The following is an 18,273-nucleotide window of genomic DNA, read 5'->3' as shown; positions in this document are numbered from 1 at the left end:
GAGTGTGCTTGATGGATTTTAGTAGTAAGATAGCCATAAATAAAGGTTGGTCAGATGATAAAAAGTATTGTGTGACAGATCAAAATAAGCAAAAATATTTCTTGCGTGTTTCTGATAAGGAGAAGTTAGATTCTAAAAAATTTGAATTTGATATGATGGAGAAAGTAGCTTCTCTTGGAGTTCCTATGTGTAAACCGATTAGCATAGAACTCTGCGATGACGAGGTACACTCTTTACACGAATGGATAGACGGGAAAGATGCAAGAGAAACCATTTTAACTGTTTCGAAAGAACAACAATACACTTACGGAGTAGAAGCAGGAAGCATCCTTCAAAAAATTCATTCACTTCCTGTTACAGAAGTTCGTGAAGATTGGGAATCCTTTTTTAATCGTAAAATTGATGACAAAATCAAAAAATACAAAGAATGCCCCGTTCAATACGAAAATGGTCAGATTTTTATTGATTATTTAAATGCAAATCGAGAATTGTTAAAAGACAGACCTCAGGTTTTCCAACATGGAGATTATCATATTGAGAATTTCATGATTGGTGAAGATCGTAAAATTTATGTCATTGACTTTGATCGATTTGACCTTGGAGATCCTTGGGAGGAATTCAATCGTATTGTATGGTCTGCTCAAGTCTCTCCCTCTTTTGCGTCTGGTATGATAGATGGATATTTTGATCATAAGGTTCCGGATTTATTTTGGAATCTTCTCGCTATCTATATTCTAAATAACTTAGTTGGATCACTTCCTTGGGCTGTACCTTACGGAATCGAAGAAATAGCAGTAATGCAAAATCAAGCAAAGGAAATTTTAGAATGGTATGATGATATGAAGCAAATCATTCCTAGTTGGTATCTGATTGAGAAAAAGGTTGAATAATAAAAGAGTTTAAATATCAATTTGAAAAAATGTCAAGATTATTTGCTCATATTATAACAAATTCAATTCTTTATTAATACCTATCGAGAATTATCTTGAAACTTGGAATGTTGTTTCGGGGTCAAGTTACATGAAAGAATATATTTTAAGTTTAGAAAAAGAATTCTCCTTAATAGAAAATGGATTTAAAGAAGAAGAGAAAAGAGCTCTTGCTGACTATCAATCAAACGATAATGCGTATACCAAAGAATTAGCATTTTTAGCCTTTAAATCCAATGTATATCAAGTTAGAATGTACAGTGTATTTCTCTTTGGATATTTGTCATCGTATGAAGAAATTTTGATATTCATGAGGGATGAGGTTTCAAAAGATGATAATTGGAGAGTTCAAGAAGTATTAGCAAAAGCATTTGATGAATTTTGTAAGCAAACAGGTTATGAAAAATCTCTTCCGGTCATTGGCGAATGGTTACAAAACACTAATCCAAACGTTAGAAGAGCTGTTACAGAAGGTTTGAGAATATGGACGAGTAGACCATAATTCAAGGATAATCCAGATTAAGCTATTAAACGAATCGCAACATTAAAAGAAGATTCTAGTGAATATGTTAGAAAATCAGTCGGTAATGCTTTGAGGGATATTAGCAAAAAATTTCCAGAGTTGATTAAAGAAGAACTTGGTAGTTGGGACGTTAAGAGTAAAGAGACTCAACAAGTTTACAAGTTAGCAAGTAAATTTATTAAGTGACAATTATCAGCTATAAAGTTGAAAAAAGGGAACTATAAAATATTTTCATTCTAAAGTTTAATTTTAAACAACAACTCTATCACTTTCGTTCTATAATATAGAAGTTTGCTAACACCACATGTTGAGGCCGGTATCATTGCTTGTACGAGCTGAGGTATCAGCGAAGTAGAAGTAGATGCTCCGCTCATGGGATAGTACTCGTAGAATGAGGAGGGAAACCGACGAAATGATACGGTAACAGCGAACCGCTGAGAGTGTTTCTCTGATCTTAAAAGTGAACGAAAGGAATAATGAAAAGCGTGAAGGTAGCTTCTCTAATCGAATAGAGGGTAAGAATCAGAGTAATAGTTCAGGTTGGGCTTCTGGATACTATAGTCTGACATGCTATCAATCTATTTCAGAAGCTGGACAAATTGTAGTAACTTTCCTTGAGGGAACTGAGGTAGATTTATAAGAGACTGTGACTGGGAAGTTGCAGTCTTTTTGAGGTTTTAATGGTATAATGAGATTATAAATGTGTATAATATTTAAATTCTCTGGAGGACGCATAATGTTGAATTTAGTAAAAGGTCATCGAGTTAGCTTGGTAGAAAACCTGTTTGAGTCATTTACAAAGTTAACTGAACATCATTTGACAGCGAATGTACACGCAGAAAAAATATTAGAGGTTTTTCAACACTTTATTGCGATTCATGACGAGCCCTTGTTTTTTATTTTGGAATTTCCTGTCAGTATTGATAGAGAAAAAGTGATAGCAAAGAATATTATCAAGGAATCCCATAAGGATGTTTATTATATTGATGGTTGTTCAAGAGAGGAATGCCTAGCACTGTTGATTAGATACGGTGATTTGCTTATTAATGATGGACTTAGTCAGTTTGGATTTGGTGGGCATAAAAGTCATGATGAGATCATGCTTGATAGCTATAATGTTGTGACAATTTGTTGTGACAATTTATAGTAAAGAACTATCGGAATTTAATGACTTTTTTGAACCTCATAATATTCAATTTGTAGAAGAACTAGTGACAGCTTGGAAAACTTTTTCTAAGACCTCACCAGGAATCTCTGAAATCTATGAAAGTAATGGAAAAACTGTTTATGACTTGCCTGAAGAATTAGCTGAATGGGGAATATATTTAGCTGAAACTCGAACAGAATAGCATATCTATAGGATTAGAAAGAGAATATTTCAATTCCTCTAATACCCCAAATTTAACTTTAATGAATTTATAGGAGTAAAAGCTAAATGCAAACACACGTTGAGGCGGTATCACTCTTTGTACGATCTAAAAAAAGTAGAGTAGATTTTTAGTATATTTATAGATGTGACATTGGACATTAGGAGGTATTTTATGCTAGGAGCAATAGTTGGAGACATTGTTGGTTCTGTTTACGAATGGGACAATATTAAAACGAAAGACTTTCCATTATTTCGTGAGGATTGTTTTTTCACTGATGATACGGTTATGACCTGTGCTGTTGCAGAAGCCATTATGAATGGCGGTCAGAAGGATAACTTTATTGACGCCATGAAGAAATATGGTAGGATGTATCCTGATGCAGGTTACGGTGCAAGATTTAGTAATTGGGTTGATGGCGACGATCGAGAACCTTATAATAGCTTTGGCAATGGCTCAGCAATGCGTGTTTCTCCATGTGCCTGGGCTATGGATTGTAGTTTCTGTGCACGAACGGGAGCCTGGCCGTCCAGAAGAGCTCTTGCACAACTTTCTGCAGAGGTGACTCATAACCATCCAGAGGGGGTCAAAGGAGCTATGGCGACGTCTGATGCTATCTTTATGTGTCGCTTTTACTTTGGAGGTTACTGTGGGGATTATGAACAACCAATCAATGATAACCCTATAGAGTGCAAGAGACGCATCAAGGAACACATAGAACAAGAGTATGGATATAATCTTTCTCAAACGCTAGATGAAATTCGTCCTACTTATCGTTTCAATGAAACTTGCCAGAATACGGTACCTCAAGCTATCATTGCCTTTCTTGAAAGTACAGACTTCGAAGATGCGATTCGAAATGCGATTTCCCTTGGTGGGGATAGTGATACTCTTGCTGCCATCACAGGAAGTATAGCAGAGGCAGCTTATGGAATTCCTGATTGGATTAAGGAAAAGGCCTATACCTATCTAGATGAGCCCTTAAAGGATGTTCTAAAACAATGGGAAAAAAGGATTGTAATAAAATAATAGTGTATTATAGTGTGTAATTACTAATGTTAGAGTTGTAGTGATTAGATTTGAAGGAAGGTGGGTTATCGATGATTATATTGGAATTGTACCAAAATGATTATTCAAAAGATTTAGTCGCTTTTGATTCTTTAGAGGAGGGTAAAGCTTTTGTAGTTCAAATCCCTGGATATACTTTAGAAACAGAAGATGAGTTTGAAGTGGAGTATTTTAACCCTAAACACTTGCCTGATTATATAGAAATTGTCTTCAATGGGAATATTGTCCCTTTATCTAGGTTTTCGTTTAATTCTGAGGAAAATGTGGACATTATTTGGAAAGAGATTTCGAATCTATCGGTTAAAAACGATAAAGTGATTGAAGGCGCTACAAAAATCGATGCCTATGTCGTTAACAACGATGAAGTAAAAGCCTATGTCGAAGCCAGAGAAGCAAACTTCTGCAAGGCAAAGGACTTCTTAGAGCGCAACGGATATGAAGTCGACAGAAGCTATTTTGGAAGTGAAGACGGTGAGGCGATTGTCTACAGAAAAAAAGATACCGAAGATTGGCACTTCCTATGTCACTTAGACCCATCGTTTGTAGAGATTGAAGATGTAGAAGGATATATTAAAGAAGCGATGGAGTATATCCAATAGTCACTCAAATTTCCTTTTGAGTGTATGCCACTGCTTGCGTAGACGGCTTGAACAGTAAAGGGAAACATCTAGCACTATCTGCTTTCTTAGGGAGAAAGGACATTATGAAAATGGAAATCGGCAAAACCTATCTTGTAAAAAAAGATATTTTTGGTTTAATAAAAGATGAACTTTGGACCTTAGTTGACAAGGGTTATCAGGCTTATTTTGGTGAACATAATTTCGTATTTGTCAATGATGAGAAAGTGAAGGTATTTGCAGTTTTACAAGATAGTTCAGAAGAAGATATACAAATTTACCATCATCTGGATGATTATTTTGAAGAAGTTACTCACGAAAAATTTTAAAAAAATGTGAGATAAAAGTTGAAAATTTATGAGATTAGAAAATAGTGGAGGGAAAGATTTTATGATAAAGTGGAAATCTGTACCAGAAGATGAATATGAAGCTAGTGCAGCTTTTAGTGAGAATAGTCATTACGAGATTTCTACGATGACTTTGAAGGGTAAGAAAAATCTGATTCGATTGAAATTTCCCTTCTGTCATTTTTACCAAATCACAGATAGAGACTTATTTGATACTCTTCATCAGATTCCTAGTTTGCCAGAGCTTGAATCCCCGATTTGTAAGCTAGAGACTAGTAGCCTGATTACAGAACTGATTCATAGGGCGGGTGGAGTTTTGTCTGAAGAAGACTTGGTTCATTTTCGTATTTGTGCAAAGAATCTAGTCATTGACTTAGTTCTCTATAAAAATGAAGAGAGTGATATAAGGATAGAAGAGGTTGGTTAAAAATGAAGTGGGTTCATATTGGTGAGGAAATAGAGTATGATTGGTATGAATTACGGTGTCAACTTTCTCAAGAAAATCATCTGCAAATTTTTCTTGAGGGCTTAAAAAATCAAAAGTTAAAATACTGTATTGATTTTGGTAAGTTTCTTTTCTGCAGATCTATTGATGAGGGATGGGGCTTAAATTTACTAGAAGAAGATTTACTCATCGGACCAGAATTTCCCAATTTATCAGATGGGATTTTACTTGAAATGATAGATAGTCACCTCAAAAAAAGAGTTCAAAAAATTTACTCTGTTCCAATCTATCACTACCAAGTTCAGGGAATTAATTTGGGGATAGACATCCTTACAGAGGCTATTCCGATTATCAAAAAGATCTAGACTGAAACTAGGGTGTAAGCCATCTTGTTCAGTCTTTTTTTCTGTTAATGTAGTATAATAAAGGGTGTAGGAATTCTATTTTTTAATAGGATTTTTCCAAGTTAAGATTAGTTATTTTATGGAGTCAAAAGCTAGATCAGAGGTGAGAAAGTTGACTGAATTTGAGAGCTTATTTCTTCAAATAATCGAATATTCGAATCAGGTTACAGATGAAAATTTTCAAGAATATGCTGAGTTAGGATATAATCTTTTAAGGAAAATCCATCATCTAGGTATAAAGGAGACACAAGTATATGAGAGATTTTTTACATACTATGACAGCTTACAAGATGGAATGATAAAAGAGTGGTTTGCAGAAATGCTAGACTATATTTCTGGCTGGTGTCATTCAGAAAAATATCTTTGGAATCATCAGGAATAAGGGAGACCAGATTAGCAAATTGCAGCATTGGTAGTTGAAAGTGATTTTGCATAAGATATAGGAGTTAGCTATGTTTAATGACAGTTATATTTGGGGGCGTCTTTTCATCCCCCTTATCATGATTTTCGTCTTAGGATTGATGGTATTCTTTCATAGACGTCAGGTTTTTAAATATTTATATATCGTGAATATTTTTTTGTATCTGGTTGCGATTATTACTTATTTTATTTTAGAAAATCATCCAGTCGGCCAACCATTTCCATATCCATGGATGACAGCTATTCCGTTTGTTTGGGCCATATCTATCTTTCTAGCTTTTGGATTATCGTTCGCGTCTCTTAGTGCTTTTGTCATCGAACAGGCACAAAGGCATATCTGGGCAAGGATTATCATTGGTTTAGTTGTTCTAGCAATTATGATAGCGATCGCAATGGGTATATACTACTTTATAGAGATTATTAGAGTTATAGGTTACTTTTAATTTTTAGTCAGTTTCTGATGGTAAACATGTAGAAAGAGGAGCAATATGAAGCAATCACTTGAATTTTTAAGAGAAAGAATCACCGATAAGATGCCCTTAGAGGATATGGTAGCAATCTTTGAAGACTTGTGTCGTGAGCCTATTGAGGATGAGATGATTTTATTTGAAACAGGGACATTTACAGCTATATCTGATAAGCCCTTGTTTCAACTATCGTTGGTAAGGCAAGTCCCAAATGAAGATGAAGAGTTTTATCAGGTTCACCTTGATATTTTCTATGAAGCATGTCAAGAGAATGAAATATTTCATGAATCGATCTGGGATGAAGATTTAGAGGAAAATATCTTTGATTACATTAGAGCTTCAGAGGTGTTTGCCTATGCTAAAGAGCAGGAATACCAAGCGGTCAAAATTTATCTGGAAGAAACTTAAGAAAAGGTAGTAATATGTTTGATTTTTTTAAGAAAAAAACACACAAAAAACTTGAAATCAATCTCCACAACAATTCAATGATTATTAACGGAACCAGCTTAGCTTTTCCTTTGTCCTTGAAAGATATTGAAGCTGTATTTGGGAAGCCTGACCAGGTTGTCAAAAGAGATAATAAGTTTATTAAATACATTTATGACAATATTGGTATTGTATTTGAACATTCTTTCTCGATTAAAAATCATTTAAAAAAATGTAAGACCTACATTGATGAGGAACATTTGATTTCTACTGTTTTCCTTTACTATGGCGATATTGTAAAATCTATGACTGGAGAGAAAGAATTGCCAAAGCAACCCTGTCAAGCTATGGTATTATCAGATGGAAAATCTCCTTATTTCTTTTCTGATAGGCATAGAGTAGGGGATTTTAACCTTATTTTATGGACTCCTTATGGAACTAATTTTAATGGAATTACAGAGACAATCACAGACACACTTTCTATTTCCTACTTTCCAGAGATAAAACGTGAACGGGAAAGTTACAAGTTAAAAACAACTGATGGAGAAGTGCTTCACTTTGACAATATAAATTTTAAACTAGCTATTATCCAGGTTTTAATGTATGATTTAGAGGTTTTGAAACCTATTTTTAATATTTTTGATTTTGCAGAAGAAGCCAGTGAGTTGAACATCGACACAGAAAGTATGGAGATTATTCAGCCAGCACTTGATTATATGATAAATCTTCCTATACCTAAGAAATATGCTGAACAAGTCCAAGAAATCTATATGGATGGCGGAAATGAAATTTATCTGAATTTGATTCCTCAGTGGGACGGTGAAGATGATGGTTTCGATCTAAATGAAGTTAGTCTTAAAGAACTGCAACAGTTTCCAAATCTGAAGCAAGCGACTATCATAAGCAGTAATTTTGAACATGTCAAAGAAACGTTCGACATGCAAGGGGTTCAAGTGAAGGTATTATAATTGTTGCATTTATCTGAATAAATCATAAATGGATGGTATAAGTTCTTTAAGGATAAGGGCTAAAATGGAAAGAAATCTGGTGATAGAAAATGAACATTCTTGATCTTAATTCTAATCAGAAAGAGACGATATTGTTAATCCACCCGATGTTATCATCGGCTCAAGGGATGAAGTCCCTGATTGCAGACCAGATGGGGCAAGAGTTTAGATATATCATTCCGGATTTGTCGGCGCATGGGCAATCAGCTTCGGATACTTACGAGTCAGCTCTTAAGGAAAGCCAGATGATCTATGACTATCTAAAGGAACACCATATAAAAGACTTGCGTTTAGCCTTTGGTGCATCCTTGGGTGGAGTTGTATTACTGCAATTATTGAATTTCAAGGATATCAGGTTTGGGAAACTTGTTTTTGAAGGGATTAGTTTATGGACAAATGCGCCCTTGCTTGATGTCTTTACTAGGTATTTATTGTTAATAAAGCATAGAAAAGCTCTGCGAAATAGAGATCTTGCTATTCGTAAGATAGTTGCACTTTATGGAGAAAAAGGAGAGATGATGGCGGATTCTTTCATTGCTATGGATGAAGAAAGCATCAAACATATTTCCCATGATTGTGCCTTCGTAGCTTTGCCTAACCTTACGCCAGAGGAACAAAAAAATTGTGTTTTCTTTTATGGTTCAAAAGAATTCGACTTGATAGCTGCTAAAAAAGTTCTTCCCAAAAAGTATCCTCATGCCAAATTTCATATTTGGCAAGGATATGACCACTGTTGTAAGATCACTGAAAATCCGGCAGTTTACTGTAAATTATTAGAAGAAATGATTGTAAAGAAAAATATCAGTTTTAATGAGGTAAGACATGACAAGCAAAAAATCTGATCTTGAACATTATAGAAATATGTTAAAACAACCTTGGGGAAAGATACAATATGAAATAACCTTTGCCCAACTTGCTCATCTGGAAGGTAAGAAAATTCTAGATTTTGGATCTGGATTTGGCTTGGTCAGTGAATTTCTCTCTTGCAAGAATCAAGTTATTTCTGTTGAACCCAATGAGGAAATGCTTTATGCCAACTCTTCCACATCCTATGAAAAATTGTGGGGAAGTATTGACCAACTCGATTGTTTTACGGATAAATCCTTTGATCTTGTCCTTTGCCATAATGTTTTAGAATATATAGATCCTAATGACCGAAAAGACTATCTTCTGGAGTTCAAAAGAATTTTAAAAGATGATGGCTTGATTTCAATTATCAAGCATAATCAAGTTGGAAAAGTTCTACAAAGTGTTGTTTTTGCTAATGACATCAACCAAGCATTTAACTTACTCAATGGTGAAAATTTTGAGAGCCTATCTTTTGCAAGTGGTTCTACTTATACGATTGAGGAAATATTAGCTTTGTCTGGTCTTAAATTAGAAAACTATTTGGGGATTCGAACATTTTACAGTCTACAACCAAATGAATTTAAGAGCAAAGAAAACTGGTTAGAAGAAATGACAAAGATTGAACTTGCAGTATGTGATTTAAAACCCTATAAAGATATTAGTTTTTTACAACATTTGTGGCTAAAAAAATAATAGAAGCATAGGTTTTGTTTTAAAGTAAAATAAAAACTGTCGTATATGAAGAAAGAGTGAATGAGATGATTTCTTCAGTTTGTAACTTGATAGAATTTTTTCCACAAATCTATTTTTCCAATTTTGAAAGAATAATTCTTAGACAGTTCATGATTGTATCTATTTTAGTTCAGTACTTTCAATTTTTGTTTTTAGAAATTTCATTATATAATAAAGTGTATCAAAAAAAGATATATTGATAGCCTAAAGATGTAAATAGATATTGAGGGGAAAATGAATGCAAAAAATAATGGTGATTATCAATCCAACATCTGGTGGAGAAAAGGCTTTAGATTATAAGGAAAAGTTAGAAAATAAGGCTAAAAAATACTTCGAGCAAGTCGATACCAGAATTACACAAAAAGCTCAGGATGCAACACATTTTGCTGAAGAAGCTTCAAAAGAAAAATATGAGGCAGTTCTTGTATTCGGCGGAGATGGGACAGTCAATGAAGTGATCTCAGGTATCGCTGAAAGAGACTATATTCCGAAACTCGCGATTATCCCTGGAGGAACTGGAAATCTGATTACGAAACTATTAGAAATCAATCAAGATATTGACGGGGCTATTGACGAACTCGATTTTAATTCTACGAATAAGATTGATATCGGAAAATCCAATGGCTACTATTTTGGCTACATTTTTAGTATTGGTTCACTATCAGAGGCCATCCATAACGTTGGGATAGAGGATAAAACAAAGTTTGGTATGCTCGCCTATGCGGTTAATACTGTAAAGTCTGTGGTTACAGATCAAGCATTTAACATTACAGTTGAAACAGAAAATGGAAACTATATTGGTCAAGCAAGTCACGTTTTAGTTCTTCTTACCAATTATTTCGCTGATAAGAAGATTTTTAATGAAGATAAGGATGGATATGCAAACGTTCTGATTCTAAAGGATGCATCAATTCTTTCTAAATTATCTGTAATTCCTGACTTATTAAAAGGGGATGTCGTTGAAAATGATCACATCGAATACATAAAAGCTCGTCATATAAAAATTTCTTCAGATTCTGCATTAGAAACGGATGTTGACGGCGACAAATCTGATGACCTACCAGTAGAAATTAAGGTACTAGGGCAGCATATTCAAGTCTATTCTCAACCGAAAGCATAATCTTATTTACCTTTAACAACAATTTTTTTAAACAAAGGAAAGCCTATGAAATTTAGAAGATTAGCGACTATTGGTCTTTGCTCAACACTTCTTTTGACCTTAGTGGCTTGTAATCAAGCTCAAAAGTCGACTGATGGAACTACTGAAACTGCAGTAACTCAAAATCAGTCTGCTCAAGTTTCTTGGAAGGCTAGCTATACCAATATGAACAGTCAACCAAGTGCAGATGAAGTTCGAAAAGCCTTGGCTACACATTTGGATAAAGATAGTGTCGATGCATTTTTCAATCTTGTCAACGATTATAACAATACTGTTGGTTCAGTAGGCTTAACTGGAGATTTTTCTACATTTACCAAAACAGACTATGACGTTAAAAAAATTACCAATCTTTGGACTCCGAAAAAAGGTGATTTTGTAGGTACCAACTGTCGTATCAACAGTTATTGTTTATTGAAAAATTCCATCGAAATTCCAAAGTTAGAAAAAGATGATTCCCTATTATTTGTCGATAATGACGCTATTGATAAGGGAAAGGTCTTTGGTGCAGAAGACAAGGATGCTTTTGATATTTTATTCTCAAGAGTCAAGACTGAAGCGACGACAGATGTTAAGGTTCATGCAGCTAAGATGGAACAGTTCCTTTCTCAATTCAAGTTTAATGAAAATGCAAGAATGCTATCTGTTGTAGTTCATGATGACTTGGATGGTCAATCCCTCTTTATCGGTCATGTCGGCATACTTGTGCCAAGCGAGGACGGTTATCTCTTTGTCGAAAAGTTAACTTTTGAGGAGCCTTATCAAGCCATAAAATTTGCAACCAAGGAAGATTGCTACAAATATTTATCTACCAAATATGAAAACTATACAGGAGAAGGTCTAGCGAAGCCCTTTATTATGGATAATGATAAGTGGGTTCAATTCTAAATGTAGTATTTTTCGGATGATTTGCCTAAAGGGTAGGGTAAGAAGTTACCAACCTAATGATAGTTAAATTGATATGATTAGAGGACAGCAAGCATGGATGAACATACATTAAGAGTTGTAAAAATTGATAAGGAAGCTATTTTTGAGCTGCTCTACGAGACTTTTATAGCGCAAGTGCAAGAACTGCTGGACCTGTCGCCAGTAGATCTTATCAATGATTGTGCTATGGATTGGGAAAAGGGAGAGTTTATCTTTGCAGCACATCTTCAGGAAAATAGTCTGGGAGAATTGAATCCTTTTCCCAAAGATATTGATATCCAAGATTTGCTGCAAAAACTACCAGTTACAACAGATTCCGTTCTTGGCAAAGAAGTGATTTATAGAGATTTTTCATTCGATCAATTAAAAAATAGTATAATAGTAGTAAATAAAATTGTCATAAGGAGACACAATGGATATTAAAGATTTTACAGAAAAAGAACAAGAAATGATAAAAAAGGGATTAACTTTTTCTAAACTGAACGACAAGGAAACAGCCGATAAAATTATCGCCTTAATTCCTCAAGATATGATAAAACGAATTCCATTTTTTGTTAGAAAACATGCCATTACACGTACTGTTAAGAGAATATCGATCGAGTATCCAGAGTTGTACGCTGTAGCTGAACAAGAAGGGCAACTTCCTGAAAAGGAAGCTCAAGAATTGCGACAAATTCTTACAGATATTTTCCAAGAGAAAATGAATAAGCATAAGATTAAATAAGTTTTGAGAGTTATCGATAAGATGTCGATTGAGCATTAGGAGTTGAGAATGGCTATTGATGGCGTTAAAATCATTGACAGTGATCAAGGGTATGACATTTACAATGAAGTAGTTGGTCGCTATAGAGACGGTGATCATGTGTCCAATATTATCAAGGATATCCTCGATGCAGAGAAAGATTACTGTCAAACAGACTTTTTTACAGAAATTTATTGAACTGCTCTTGCCTACTCACTGTGGAAGATTGGTCACCTGACAGATGATATCAGAGATAAAACCTTGGAGTTTATCAAAAAAGGCGCTGATCCATTTTGGTTGGAAATAGATCCAAATGCTTTGAAGCAAAGGCAAAAAGTCTTGGAAAAACTTGCTATCCAGTTGCAAACTGAAAATCCTAGGCCTCTAAAGGTCCCTAAAGCCAAAACTAAACGCAAACCCTATTTTGAAGAAGGGGATCTCCTTGCTGTTAAGTTCCAAGATGAGTATGGTCTTGTCTTTGTATCTATGGTTGATCAGAGTCCTAGAAAGCTTGAGTACCATCTGGCTTGCACGCGCCTCTTACAAACAAAAAAGCCCACCATCGATGATTTTTTGACCAGTCATATCTCCTGTAAGATGGACAATACAAAGTTTGCTCTCGTTACAGACTGCTGGTTCAATCACAAAGATTTAGGCCAATTATTAGAAAATATTGAAAAAATTGGACAGGTGAAACTTAGACCTTTTAGTCTTTGGATGCTAGCACCTGCCCAAAATTTAGAAGATATTTATAAAGAAATTACTAGAGATAAAGGTTCCTCTGGCCTTAGATTCATCGAAACCTATAAACTTGTCGACGATATTTTTCCAGTTTAATGCCTATGTGATAAAGGGGGAAATGGTCAATCATTCCCACATGCTGTGTTGGGCTCTGACACCATAGCTATCTAGGGAACCATCTGAATTGAACTTGGCTTCAATCCGGTATCTTTTCCAGAGGTCGTAATCTGCTGTTTGGATGGTTAGGATAAAGTTTGCGTCAGTCTCAGCGACATTATAATCAGTAGGATTGACTTCAAAGATATCGATTAATTGTCGTGTTTGAAAGTCTTGGAGCTTGAGATTTGCTAGCTTGACATGATTGATGGAAATTTCTTCTAGTTGCTTGTTATCCTTAGGTGTTCTGTAATAGGTGACGACGCAGTTTTTGAGTTGATCCGTATCTTTTCCTGTAGGAGTAAGGCTCATAAAGCCATAGGACTGATTTTCCCGCTTGACTTCGAGAAGCTGACCGTAGTAAAAGTGGTCGTTTTTGGGATTGGTAATCAAGCTCTCCGCGCCTTTATCTCCAAAGGTAAAGCCTTGGTCCAAAAGCTCGGAAGCCTTGGTTTCTCCGATAATGACAGTGGTATCTTGAATGCTTACTGGAACAGGTTGAGCCGGAAGACCACTCATCATGATGCAAAACATAAACACATAGCTCGTTAAAAAAGCTGTTCCTATAAAAGCGTTGGTTGATGCATAGACATGACTGTTATGAAAATTTTTTCTTATAGCTAATACGATAAATTTGATAATACTTTTTAAAACCATACTAACAAGTACGATAAAAAATTGTTTTTTCAAACATTCATAAATGGCTTGAGGAAAGCTATTTCCATGATAGTAGAAGCCAGCCAATACAAGTAGATTGACGATTAAATAGATCAGCAAGAACCAATGAATCTCTTTAAGGGCATTAGCATCAGTGATTTCTTCATAGTCAACGTGAATTCTACCTTGAATGGCATGGCCGAGTTTATAGATCCATTTTGGGACATCTTTCCCTTTTCTAACCGCAATTACAAGTCTGATATAGAGATAGATAGTAAAGGACAAGGATAGAAAGAAAAGAGCATAAAAACCCAAAACAATACTAGTGAACATGACTATTTCCCCCTATTTTAACATTCAATAAAACAATTTCTTAGCTCCATTATAGCATTTTCTATAGAAATAGAGCTAAAAACATCAGTATTATCCTATAAGATTCAAAGGAGAAAAATCATGGGAATGATTGCCAATTATCAATATTTACCAGACAATGAATTAGAACAAATAAAAGCTCTTTCTAACCAGGAAGATGACTTGTTAGACTTTGCTGAGGACTCAGCTGATACTCATGATATCTTAATAGATATCGACAAAATGTGGGATGCCTTGGTCTTTGTCTTGACAGGATTTAGTAGTTTAGAATTTTTGGATGACAATCCCTTGAGAGAAGCAGTTTTAGGAGTGACTCCTTTAGAAGAAGTTTCTGAGTACATAGCCTATACTGAAAAAAACAAGATAGCCGAGATCGTAGAAGCTCTAGAAAGTTTTGACATGGACAGAGCCTTGGCAGACTTTAGTATGGAAGCATGCAAGAAAGCCGACTTATATCCTGATATTTGGGATTATCTTGAGGAAGAGGAAGAAATCAAGGATGATATTCGAATCAGTTTTGTAAATATGAAAGAGTTTTACAAAAAGATTCTAGAGCTCAATGGGAATGTCCTGGTCACTATTTGTTAAGGTTTTTATATTCCATTAGAAAGGTAGCCCCATGAATCCATTTCTAGAAAAGTATATTACTTTAAAAAAGCAATATCTGGAACAAGATGGAAATTCTTCCAGTGTTGCGGCACTCTATGATTTGGCTGATGAATTAGCTAAGTCTGAGGATTTAGAAGCGAAAAAAGTCTTAGTTGACCTTTATGAACAATTGGGTCACTACACTAGTGCCTATAGCTTATTTACCGAAATCTTAGACAAACCAGACCGAAAACAGTTAAAGAAACTGAGCCGATTACAAGAAATGAGTCAGAGTCATGGCGATCGTTTTGCTCTTCCTCGTCCTCTAAGAAAAGAAGAGAAGAAGCAAAGACAGAAGCTATTACAGTCTTTGCCACATTTTATCTATCATCCAGATCCCTTGGCTACAGGTTCATTTGTTGAAGGAGAAGCCAAGCTTTGTCCATCTTGTGGGAAAGAAAGCAATATTTATTATGACTTGATCCCTTATTGTATCGAGGATATAGAATACCTTTGCCCAATGTGCATTGCAAACGGTCAAGCAGCTAAAAAATTCGATGCAGAATTTGTCCAAGATGCCGAGTGGCAGGGAGAATTGGATCCAGAAAAGAATCAGCTGCTTTTTTGTCAGACCCCAGGCTACTCTAGTTGGCAGGGAGAATATTGGCGTTCTTGTTGCCAAGATTATTGTGCTTACTTGGGTACGGTTGGAACTCGAGAATTGAAGGATATGGGAATCGCTGAGCAAGTCTTGGCAGATTATGAAGCGCGTGAAGAATATCAAGAGGTAGAAGACTACTTGGTCAAAGACGGGCCTATCTGTGGTTATTTGTTTAGATGCCTCCATTGTCAAAAATACCAGATCTGGGTTGATGCAGATTAAATCGAAATGTGATTAGCTATGAAAATTAAAGAGAAGACTATGGAGGAACTAGAATTATTCGAAGCCGCCTCCAAAGATTTATTAGAAACTATGCAGGGATTTAAAGACAATCTATCTGTTCAATTCCCCTATTAGATAGTGATAACTGGCAGTATGATAAGGGATCGATAAAAGTTTGTAAGGCTGATGAGTCAGGATTCAAAAAAAGATGTAGGGTCGGAATCAGCTACAACTTGAAAGTCTCCCTATTAAACGAAGATGCCGAGCAAATCTGGTTACTGTTTAAAGACTGGTTCAATACTAGCAGATTGGGTCAAGTTGAAAGAAATCCTAATAATGAGGATTTGGGAAGATATGTCTTCTCAGCAAGTTCCTCTCTAGGTGATCAGGTAGATTGTTCGATTTATTTGCCCAATGAGTGGAATATCCCTCAGATTAGCCTTTCAGGCTATCTAACAGCTCGTTATAGGGCTTGTGATCTTGATAAATCGCAAGAATAAGATGGAGGTTTTTAGAGATGAGAAAGATTGATTGGGACAAGATAAAAACTCGCTTAGATGCCTTGCTAGTCATTGATGAATATCTGACAGATCCGAGTGAGGATTGGCTCAGACTCGTGATTAAGACTGAGGAAGACTATGGACTCCGCTACCTTATTGATAATGGCTCTGGTGATTCTTTAGATGTGATTTTGACTGATAAAATGATCCTTATAAAAGGCTTTGATCATGAAAGTAGTTTAAGCCAGTTTGCTGCTGACGAGTGGAATCAAGACGTCATTGATGGTTTTTATAAAGGACTGGATGAAAAGTATGTCTCACTTTATTCCGAAGATCAAAAAGATGAAACGACCTTCTTTATCTGGTATGATGGTCACGCGCATCAACAGACTTACCAAGATCAGGATGGCGGAGAATGGTTGCTATCTTACCTCTTTGATAGCTTTGAGAGATTTCATGAGTTTGTGACTGACTATTATGAAATTACCGTAGATAAAGATTTACTTAGGAAGCTCTACATGGAAGGCTTTCTTTCAGACCTAGAATTAAAGCAATTAATCCAAGATGATTAAGAGGCTTATTATGAGAGTGAACTATAAAAATACCCCTGAAAACTATCGAGCTATGGTGGAAATAATCATCCCACCCTTGCTTGATTTACTCAAAAGTTTAACCTTGTTGGAAGAGGAAATATTTGAGCGTAACAGAGCACTGGATAAGGAAAAAGAAGCCCTTGCCATCCCAGCAAATCAAGTTCATCCCAAGTGGAATGATATTATGGATGACTATTTTCAGAGGCAAATGCAACTTCTAACTGGACGAGTGACTCAAAAATGCTTGGAAGGAGGAGTTCGAAATTCTTATGGCTCCCCAAGTGAATATAACTATGTTCAAAGGAATGATTTTTCTGTAGATTTTATCATGACAAAAGCTGAAGAAGCAAGAGTCATCACCCATTATCAAGAAGCTTTAGAAATGAAGCATCAGTTTGTACTTAGATTGGTGGGTGGAAATTGGCTACTTGATGAGAAATTCTACGGTTTTGAGGATGAGGAAACTTGGTATCTCGACTCACTTTGACCAAGATAGCTTTGCTTCCCAACTAATATGAAGAAAAGGAGAAGTCCTATGAATTTTTTAAAAAATCTATTTACTAGTAAGAAAGAAAAGTCAGAGAAGAAAAAACAACTGATCTTGTCCATGCCCCTCTTCAAAGGCAAGCAGGCCTATTCTTTAGAGCAGGTCGTTCAGGAATTGAAAACTCACTGGGGACTTGAAGTTTCTGAAGTTTCTGGGGATGATTCTAGTGCAACCTTTGTGATTGATGGTGCTCTCGTTGCGCTGGCTTTAATGGATTTGCCTATCCCAAGTCAAGAATTTGAAGAATTGTATGCCTATTCTTACCTCTGGCAGGATGTTGAGAAGAATACACAGGAGCATACCCAACACGCTATTGTTTCTATTTTGTCTGACAATCTTTCGCCAGTAGAAACTTATTCCCTATTAACTAAAGTCAATGCCTCTATCCTAAAAACTAGTCAATCAGCTATTGGTATTTATCAGGGTTCTACCACCTTGCTCTTGCCCAAAGATCTTTATCTAGACCTGGCTGACCTTTTGAAAGAAGAAATGCTTCCCCTTCAACTCTGGATTTACATGGGAATTATCAACCAGGGAGATAAAACTAGTATTTACACTTATGGTTTGAAAGAGTTTGGAAAAACTGAGATTGAAATTATCGAGTCTCCTATGAATAGCGATGACTTATATTATTTCCTCTTGTCTATTCTTCAGTATGTTTTAGGCAGTGATGTCACCTTAAAGGACGGTGAAACCATTGGCTTTTCAGAAGATCAAAAAATAAAAATCACTGAGTCAAAAGCAGTCTATTTGGAAGGCAATTCCTTGAAATTAGATGTTTAAACCATGATTTATAATTGAGTGTCCTTC

24 protein-coding genes and 3 pseudogenes are annotated in these 18,273 nt (G+C 35.6%); 26 read left to right on the top strand and 1 reads right to left on the bottom strand.

Annotation, left to right across the window (positions count from 1 at the left end):
• Positions 1 to 11: 11 nt before the first annotated feature.
• The 20 genes and pseudogenes from QM874_RS01350 (at position 12) to QM874_RS01255 (ending at position 13,263) form a co-directional block, all read left to right on the top strand.
• A complete protein-coding gene (locus tag QM874_RS01350) occupies positions 12 to 890 on the top strand; it encodes an aminoglycoside phosphotransferase family protein (protein WP_414315927.1) in 879 nt (292 codons plus the stop codon).
• A gap of 130 nt (positions 891 to 1,020) precedes the next feature.
• A pseudogene (locus QM874_RS01345) lies at positions 1,021 to 1,638 on the top strand (DNA alkylation repair protein).
• Positions 1,639 to 2,188: 550 nt separating this feature from the next.
• Positions 2,189 to 2,599, top strand: coding sequence for a hypothetical protein (locus QM874_RS01340; protein ID WP_414315926.1), 411 nt, complete (start codon positions 2,189 to 2,191; stop codon positions 2,597 to 2,599).
• A complete protein-coding gene (locus QM874_RS01335; RefSeq protein ID WP_414315925.1) occupies positions 2,586 to 2,801 on the top strand; it encodes a hypothetical protein in 216 nt (71 codons plus the stop codon). Before QM874_RS01340 ends, QM874_RS01335 begins: the two co-directional genes overlap by 14 nt.
• 192 nt (positions 2,802 to 2,993) lie before the next feature.
• Positions 2,994 to 3,848 carry an ADP-ribosylglycohydrolase family protein gene (locus QM874_RS01330; protein ID WP_414315924.1) on the top strand — a complete coding sequence of 285 codons (855 nt, stop codon included), beginning with the start codon at positions 2,994 to 2,996 and terminating at the stop codon, positions 3,846 to 3,848.
• Between the two features lie 71 nt (positions 3,849 to 3,919).
• Positions 3,920 to 4,486, top strand: coding sequence for a hypothetical protein (locus QM874_RS01325; protein ID WP_414315923.1), 567 nt, complete (start codon positions 3,920 to 3,922; stop codon positions 4,484 to 4,486).
• Positions 4,487 to 4,590: 104 nt separating this feature from the next.
• Positions 4,591 to 4,833, top strand: coding sequence for a phosphohydrolase (locus QM874_RS01320; protein ID WP_414315922.1), 243 nt, complete (start codon positions 4,591 to 4,593; stop codon positions 4,831 to 4,833).
• Between the two features lie 61 nt (positions 4,834 to 4,894).
• Positions 4,895 to 5,278: a hypothetical protein gene (locus QM874_RS01315; protein WP_414315921.1), complete on the top strand. Its 384-nt coding sequence runs from the start codon at positions 4,895 to 4,897 to the stop codon at positions 5,276 to 5,278.
• Positions 5,279 to 5,280: 2 nt separating this feature from the next.
• Positions 5,281 to 5,661, top strand: a complete 381-nt coding sequence (locus tag QM874_RS01310) for a hypothetical protein (protein ID WP_414315920.1) — start codon at positions 5,281 to 5,283, stop codon at positions 5,659 to 5,661.
• A 151-nt stretch (positions 5,662 to 5,812) separates the two neighbouring features.
• On the top strand, positions 5,813 to 6,082 hold the full coding sequence (locus tag QM874_RS01305; protein ID WP_373093393.1) for a hypothetical protein: 270 nt from the start codon (positions 5,813 to 5,815) through the stop codon (positions 6,080 to 6,082).
• A 70-nt stretch (positions 6,083 to 6,152) separates the two neighbouring features.
• Positions 6,153 to 6,563, top strand: a complete 411-nt coding sequence (locus QM874_RS01300) for a hypothetical protein (protein ID WP_414315919.1) — start codon at positions 6,153 to 6,155, stop codon at positions 6,561 to 6,563.
• Positions 6,564 to 6,608: 45 nt separating this feature from the next.
• Entirely contained in the window at positions 6,609 to 6,995 is a 387-nt protein-coding gene (locus QM874_RS01295) for a hypothetical protein (protein WP_414315918.1), read from the top strand.
• A 14-nt stretch (positions 6,996 to 7,009) separates the two neighbouring features.
• Positions 7,010 to 7,981 carry a DUF6892 domain-containing protein gene (locus QM874_RS01290; RefSeq protein WP_414315917.1) on the top strand — a complete coding sequence of 324 codons (972 nt, stop codon included), beginning with the start codon at positions 7,010 to 7,012 and terminating at the stop codon, positions 7,979 to 7,981.
• 89 nt (positions 7,982 to 8,070) lie between these two features.
• Positions 8,071 to 8,862, top strand: a complete 792-nt coding sequence (locus tag QM874_RS01285) for an alpha/beta hydrolase (protein ID WP_414315916.1) — start codon at positions 8,071 to 8,073, stop codon at positions 8,860 to 8,862.
• Entirely contained in the window at positions 8,843 to 9,562 is a 720-nt protein-coding gene (locus tag QM874_RS01280; RefSeq protein WP_414315915.1) for a class I SAM-dependent methyltransferase, read from the top strand. Before QM874_RS01285 ends, QM874_RS01280 begins: the two co-directional genes overlap by 20 nt.
• Before the next feature lie 277 nt (positions 9,563 to 9,839).
• On the top strand, positions 9,840 to 10,721 hold the full coding sequence (locus tag QM874_RS01275; RefSeq protein WP_414315914.1) for a diacylglycerol/lipid kinase family protein: 882 nt from the start codon (positions 9,840 to 9,842) through the stop codon (positions 10,719 to 10,721).
• Positions 10,722 to 10,766: 45 nt separating this feature from the next.
• The gene (locus QM874_RS01270) at positions 10,767 to 11,645 is read left to right on the top strand and encodes a DUF4300 family protein (protein WP_414315913.1); all 879 of its coding nucleotides are present in this window, start codon (positions 10,767 to 10,769) and stop codon (positions 11,643 to 11,645) included.
• Positions 11,646 to 11,738: 93 nt separating this feature from the next.
• Positions 11,739 to 12,107 (top strand): hypothetical protein, encoded by a 369-nt coding sequence (locus QM874_RS01265; RefSeq protein WP_414315912.1) that lies wholly within the window; start codon positions 11,739 to 11,741, stop codon positions 12,105 to 12,107.
• Entirely contained in the window at positions 12,097 to 12,408 is a 312-nt protein-coding gene (locus tag QM874_RS01260; RefSeq protein WP_414269072.1) for a hypothetical protein, read from the top strand. The genes QM874_RS01265 and QM874_RS01260 overlap by 11 nt, the downstream gene beginning before the upstream one ends.
• Before the next feature lie 48 nt (positions 12,409 to 12,456).
• Positions 12,457 to 13,263: pseudogene (locus QM874_RS01255) on the top strand (hypothetical protein).
• Positions 13,264 to 13,293: 30 nt separating this feature from the next.
• Here QM874_RS01255 and QM874_RS01250 read toward each other — a convergent pair.
• On the bottom strand, positions 13,294 to 14,313 hold the full coding sequence (locus QM874_RS01250) for a hypothetical protein (protein ID WP_414315911.1): 1,020 nt from the start codon (positions 14,311 to 14,313) through the stop codon (positions 13,294 to 13,296).
• Positions 14,314 to 14,433: 120 nt separating this feature from the next.
• Between QM874_RS01250 and QM874_RS01245 the strand changes: the two genes are divergently transcribed.
• From QM874_RS01245 to QM874_RS01220, 6 genes and pseudogenes are all read left to right on the top strand, one after another.
• A complete protein-coding gene (locus QM874_RS01245) occupies positions 14,434 to 14,940 on the top strand; it encodes a YfbM family protein (protein ID WP_414315910.1) in 507 nt (168 codons plus the stop codon).
• A gap of 31 nt (positions 14,941 to 14,971) precedes the next feature.
• On the top strand, positions 14,972 to 15,823 hold the full coding sequence (locus tag QM874_RS01240) for a CbrC family protein (RefSeq protein WP_414315909.1): 852 nt from the start codon (positions 14,972 to 14,974) through the stop codon (positions 15,821 to 15,823).
• An 18-nt stretch (positions 15,824 to 15,841) separates the two neighbouring features.
• Positions 15,842 to 16,323, top strand: a pseudogene (locus tag QM874_RS01235) (hypothetical protein).
• 17 nt (positions 16,324 to 16,340) lie between these two features.
• Entirely contained in the window at positions 16,341 to 16,895 is a 555-nt protein-coding gene (locus tag QM874_RS01230; RefSeq protein WP_414315908.1) for a hypothetical protein, read from the top strand.
• Positions 16,896 to 16,905: 10 nt separating this feature from the next.
• Positions 16,906 to 17,403: a hypothetical protein gene (locus tag QM874_RS01225; protein ID WP_414315907.1), complete on the top strand. Its 498-nt coding sequence runs from the start codon at positions 16,906 to 16,908 to the stop codon at positions 17,401 to 17,403.
• A 48-nt stretch (positions 17,404 to 17,451) separates the two neighbouring features.
• Complete coding sequence (locus QM874_RS01220) at positions 17,452 to 18,246, top strand: DUF4261 domain-containing protein (RefSeq protein ID WP_414315906.1); 795 nt, start codon at positions 17,452 to 17,454, stop codon at positions 18,244 to 18,246.
• Positions 18,247 to 18,273 lie beyond the last annotated feature (27 nt).

Origin of the sequence: Streptococcus infantis (assembly GCF_047463615.1) — a bacterium.
GTDB lineage: Bacteria > Bacillota > Bacilli > Lactobacillales > Streptococcaceae > Streptococcus > Streptococcus infantis_X.
The sequence above is the reverse complement of the archived record's forward strand: the minus strand, read 5'-3'. Positions and strand labels throughout refer to the sequence as shown.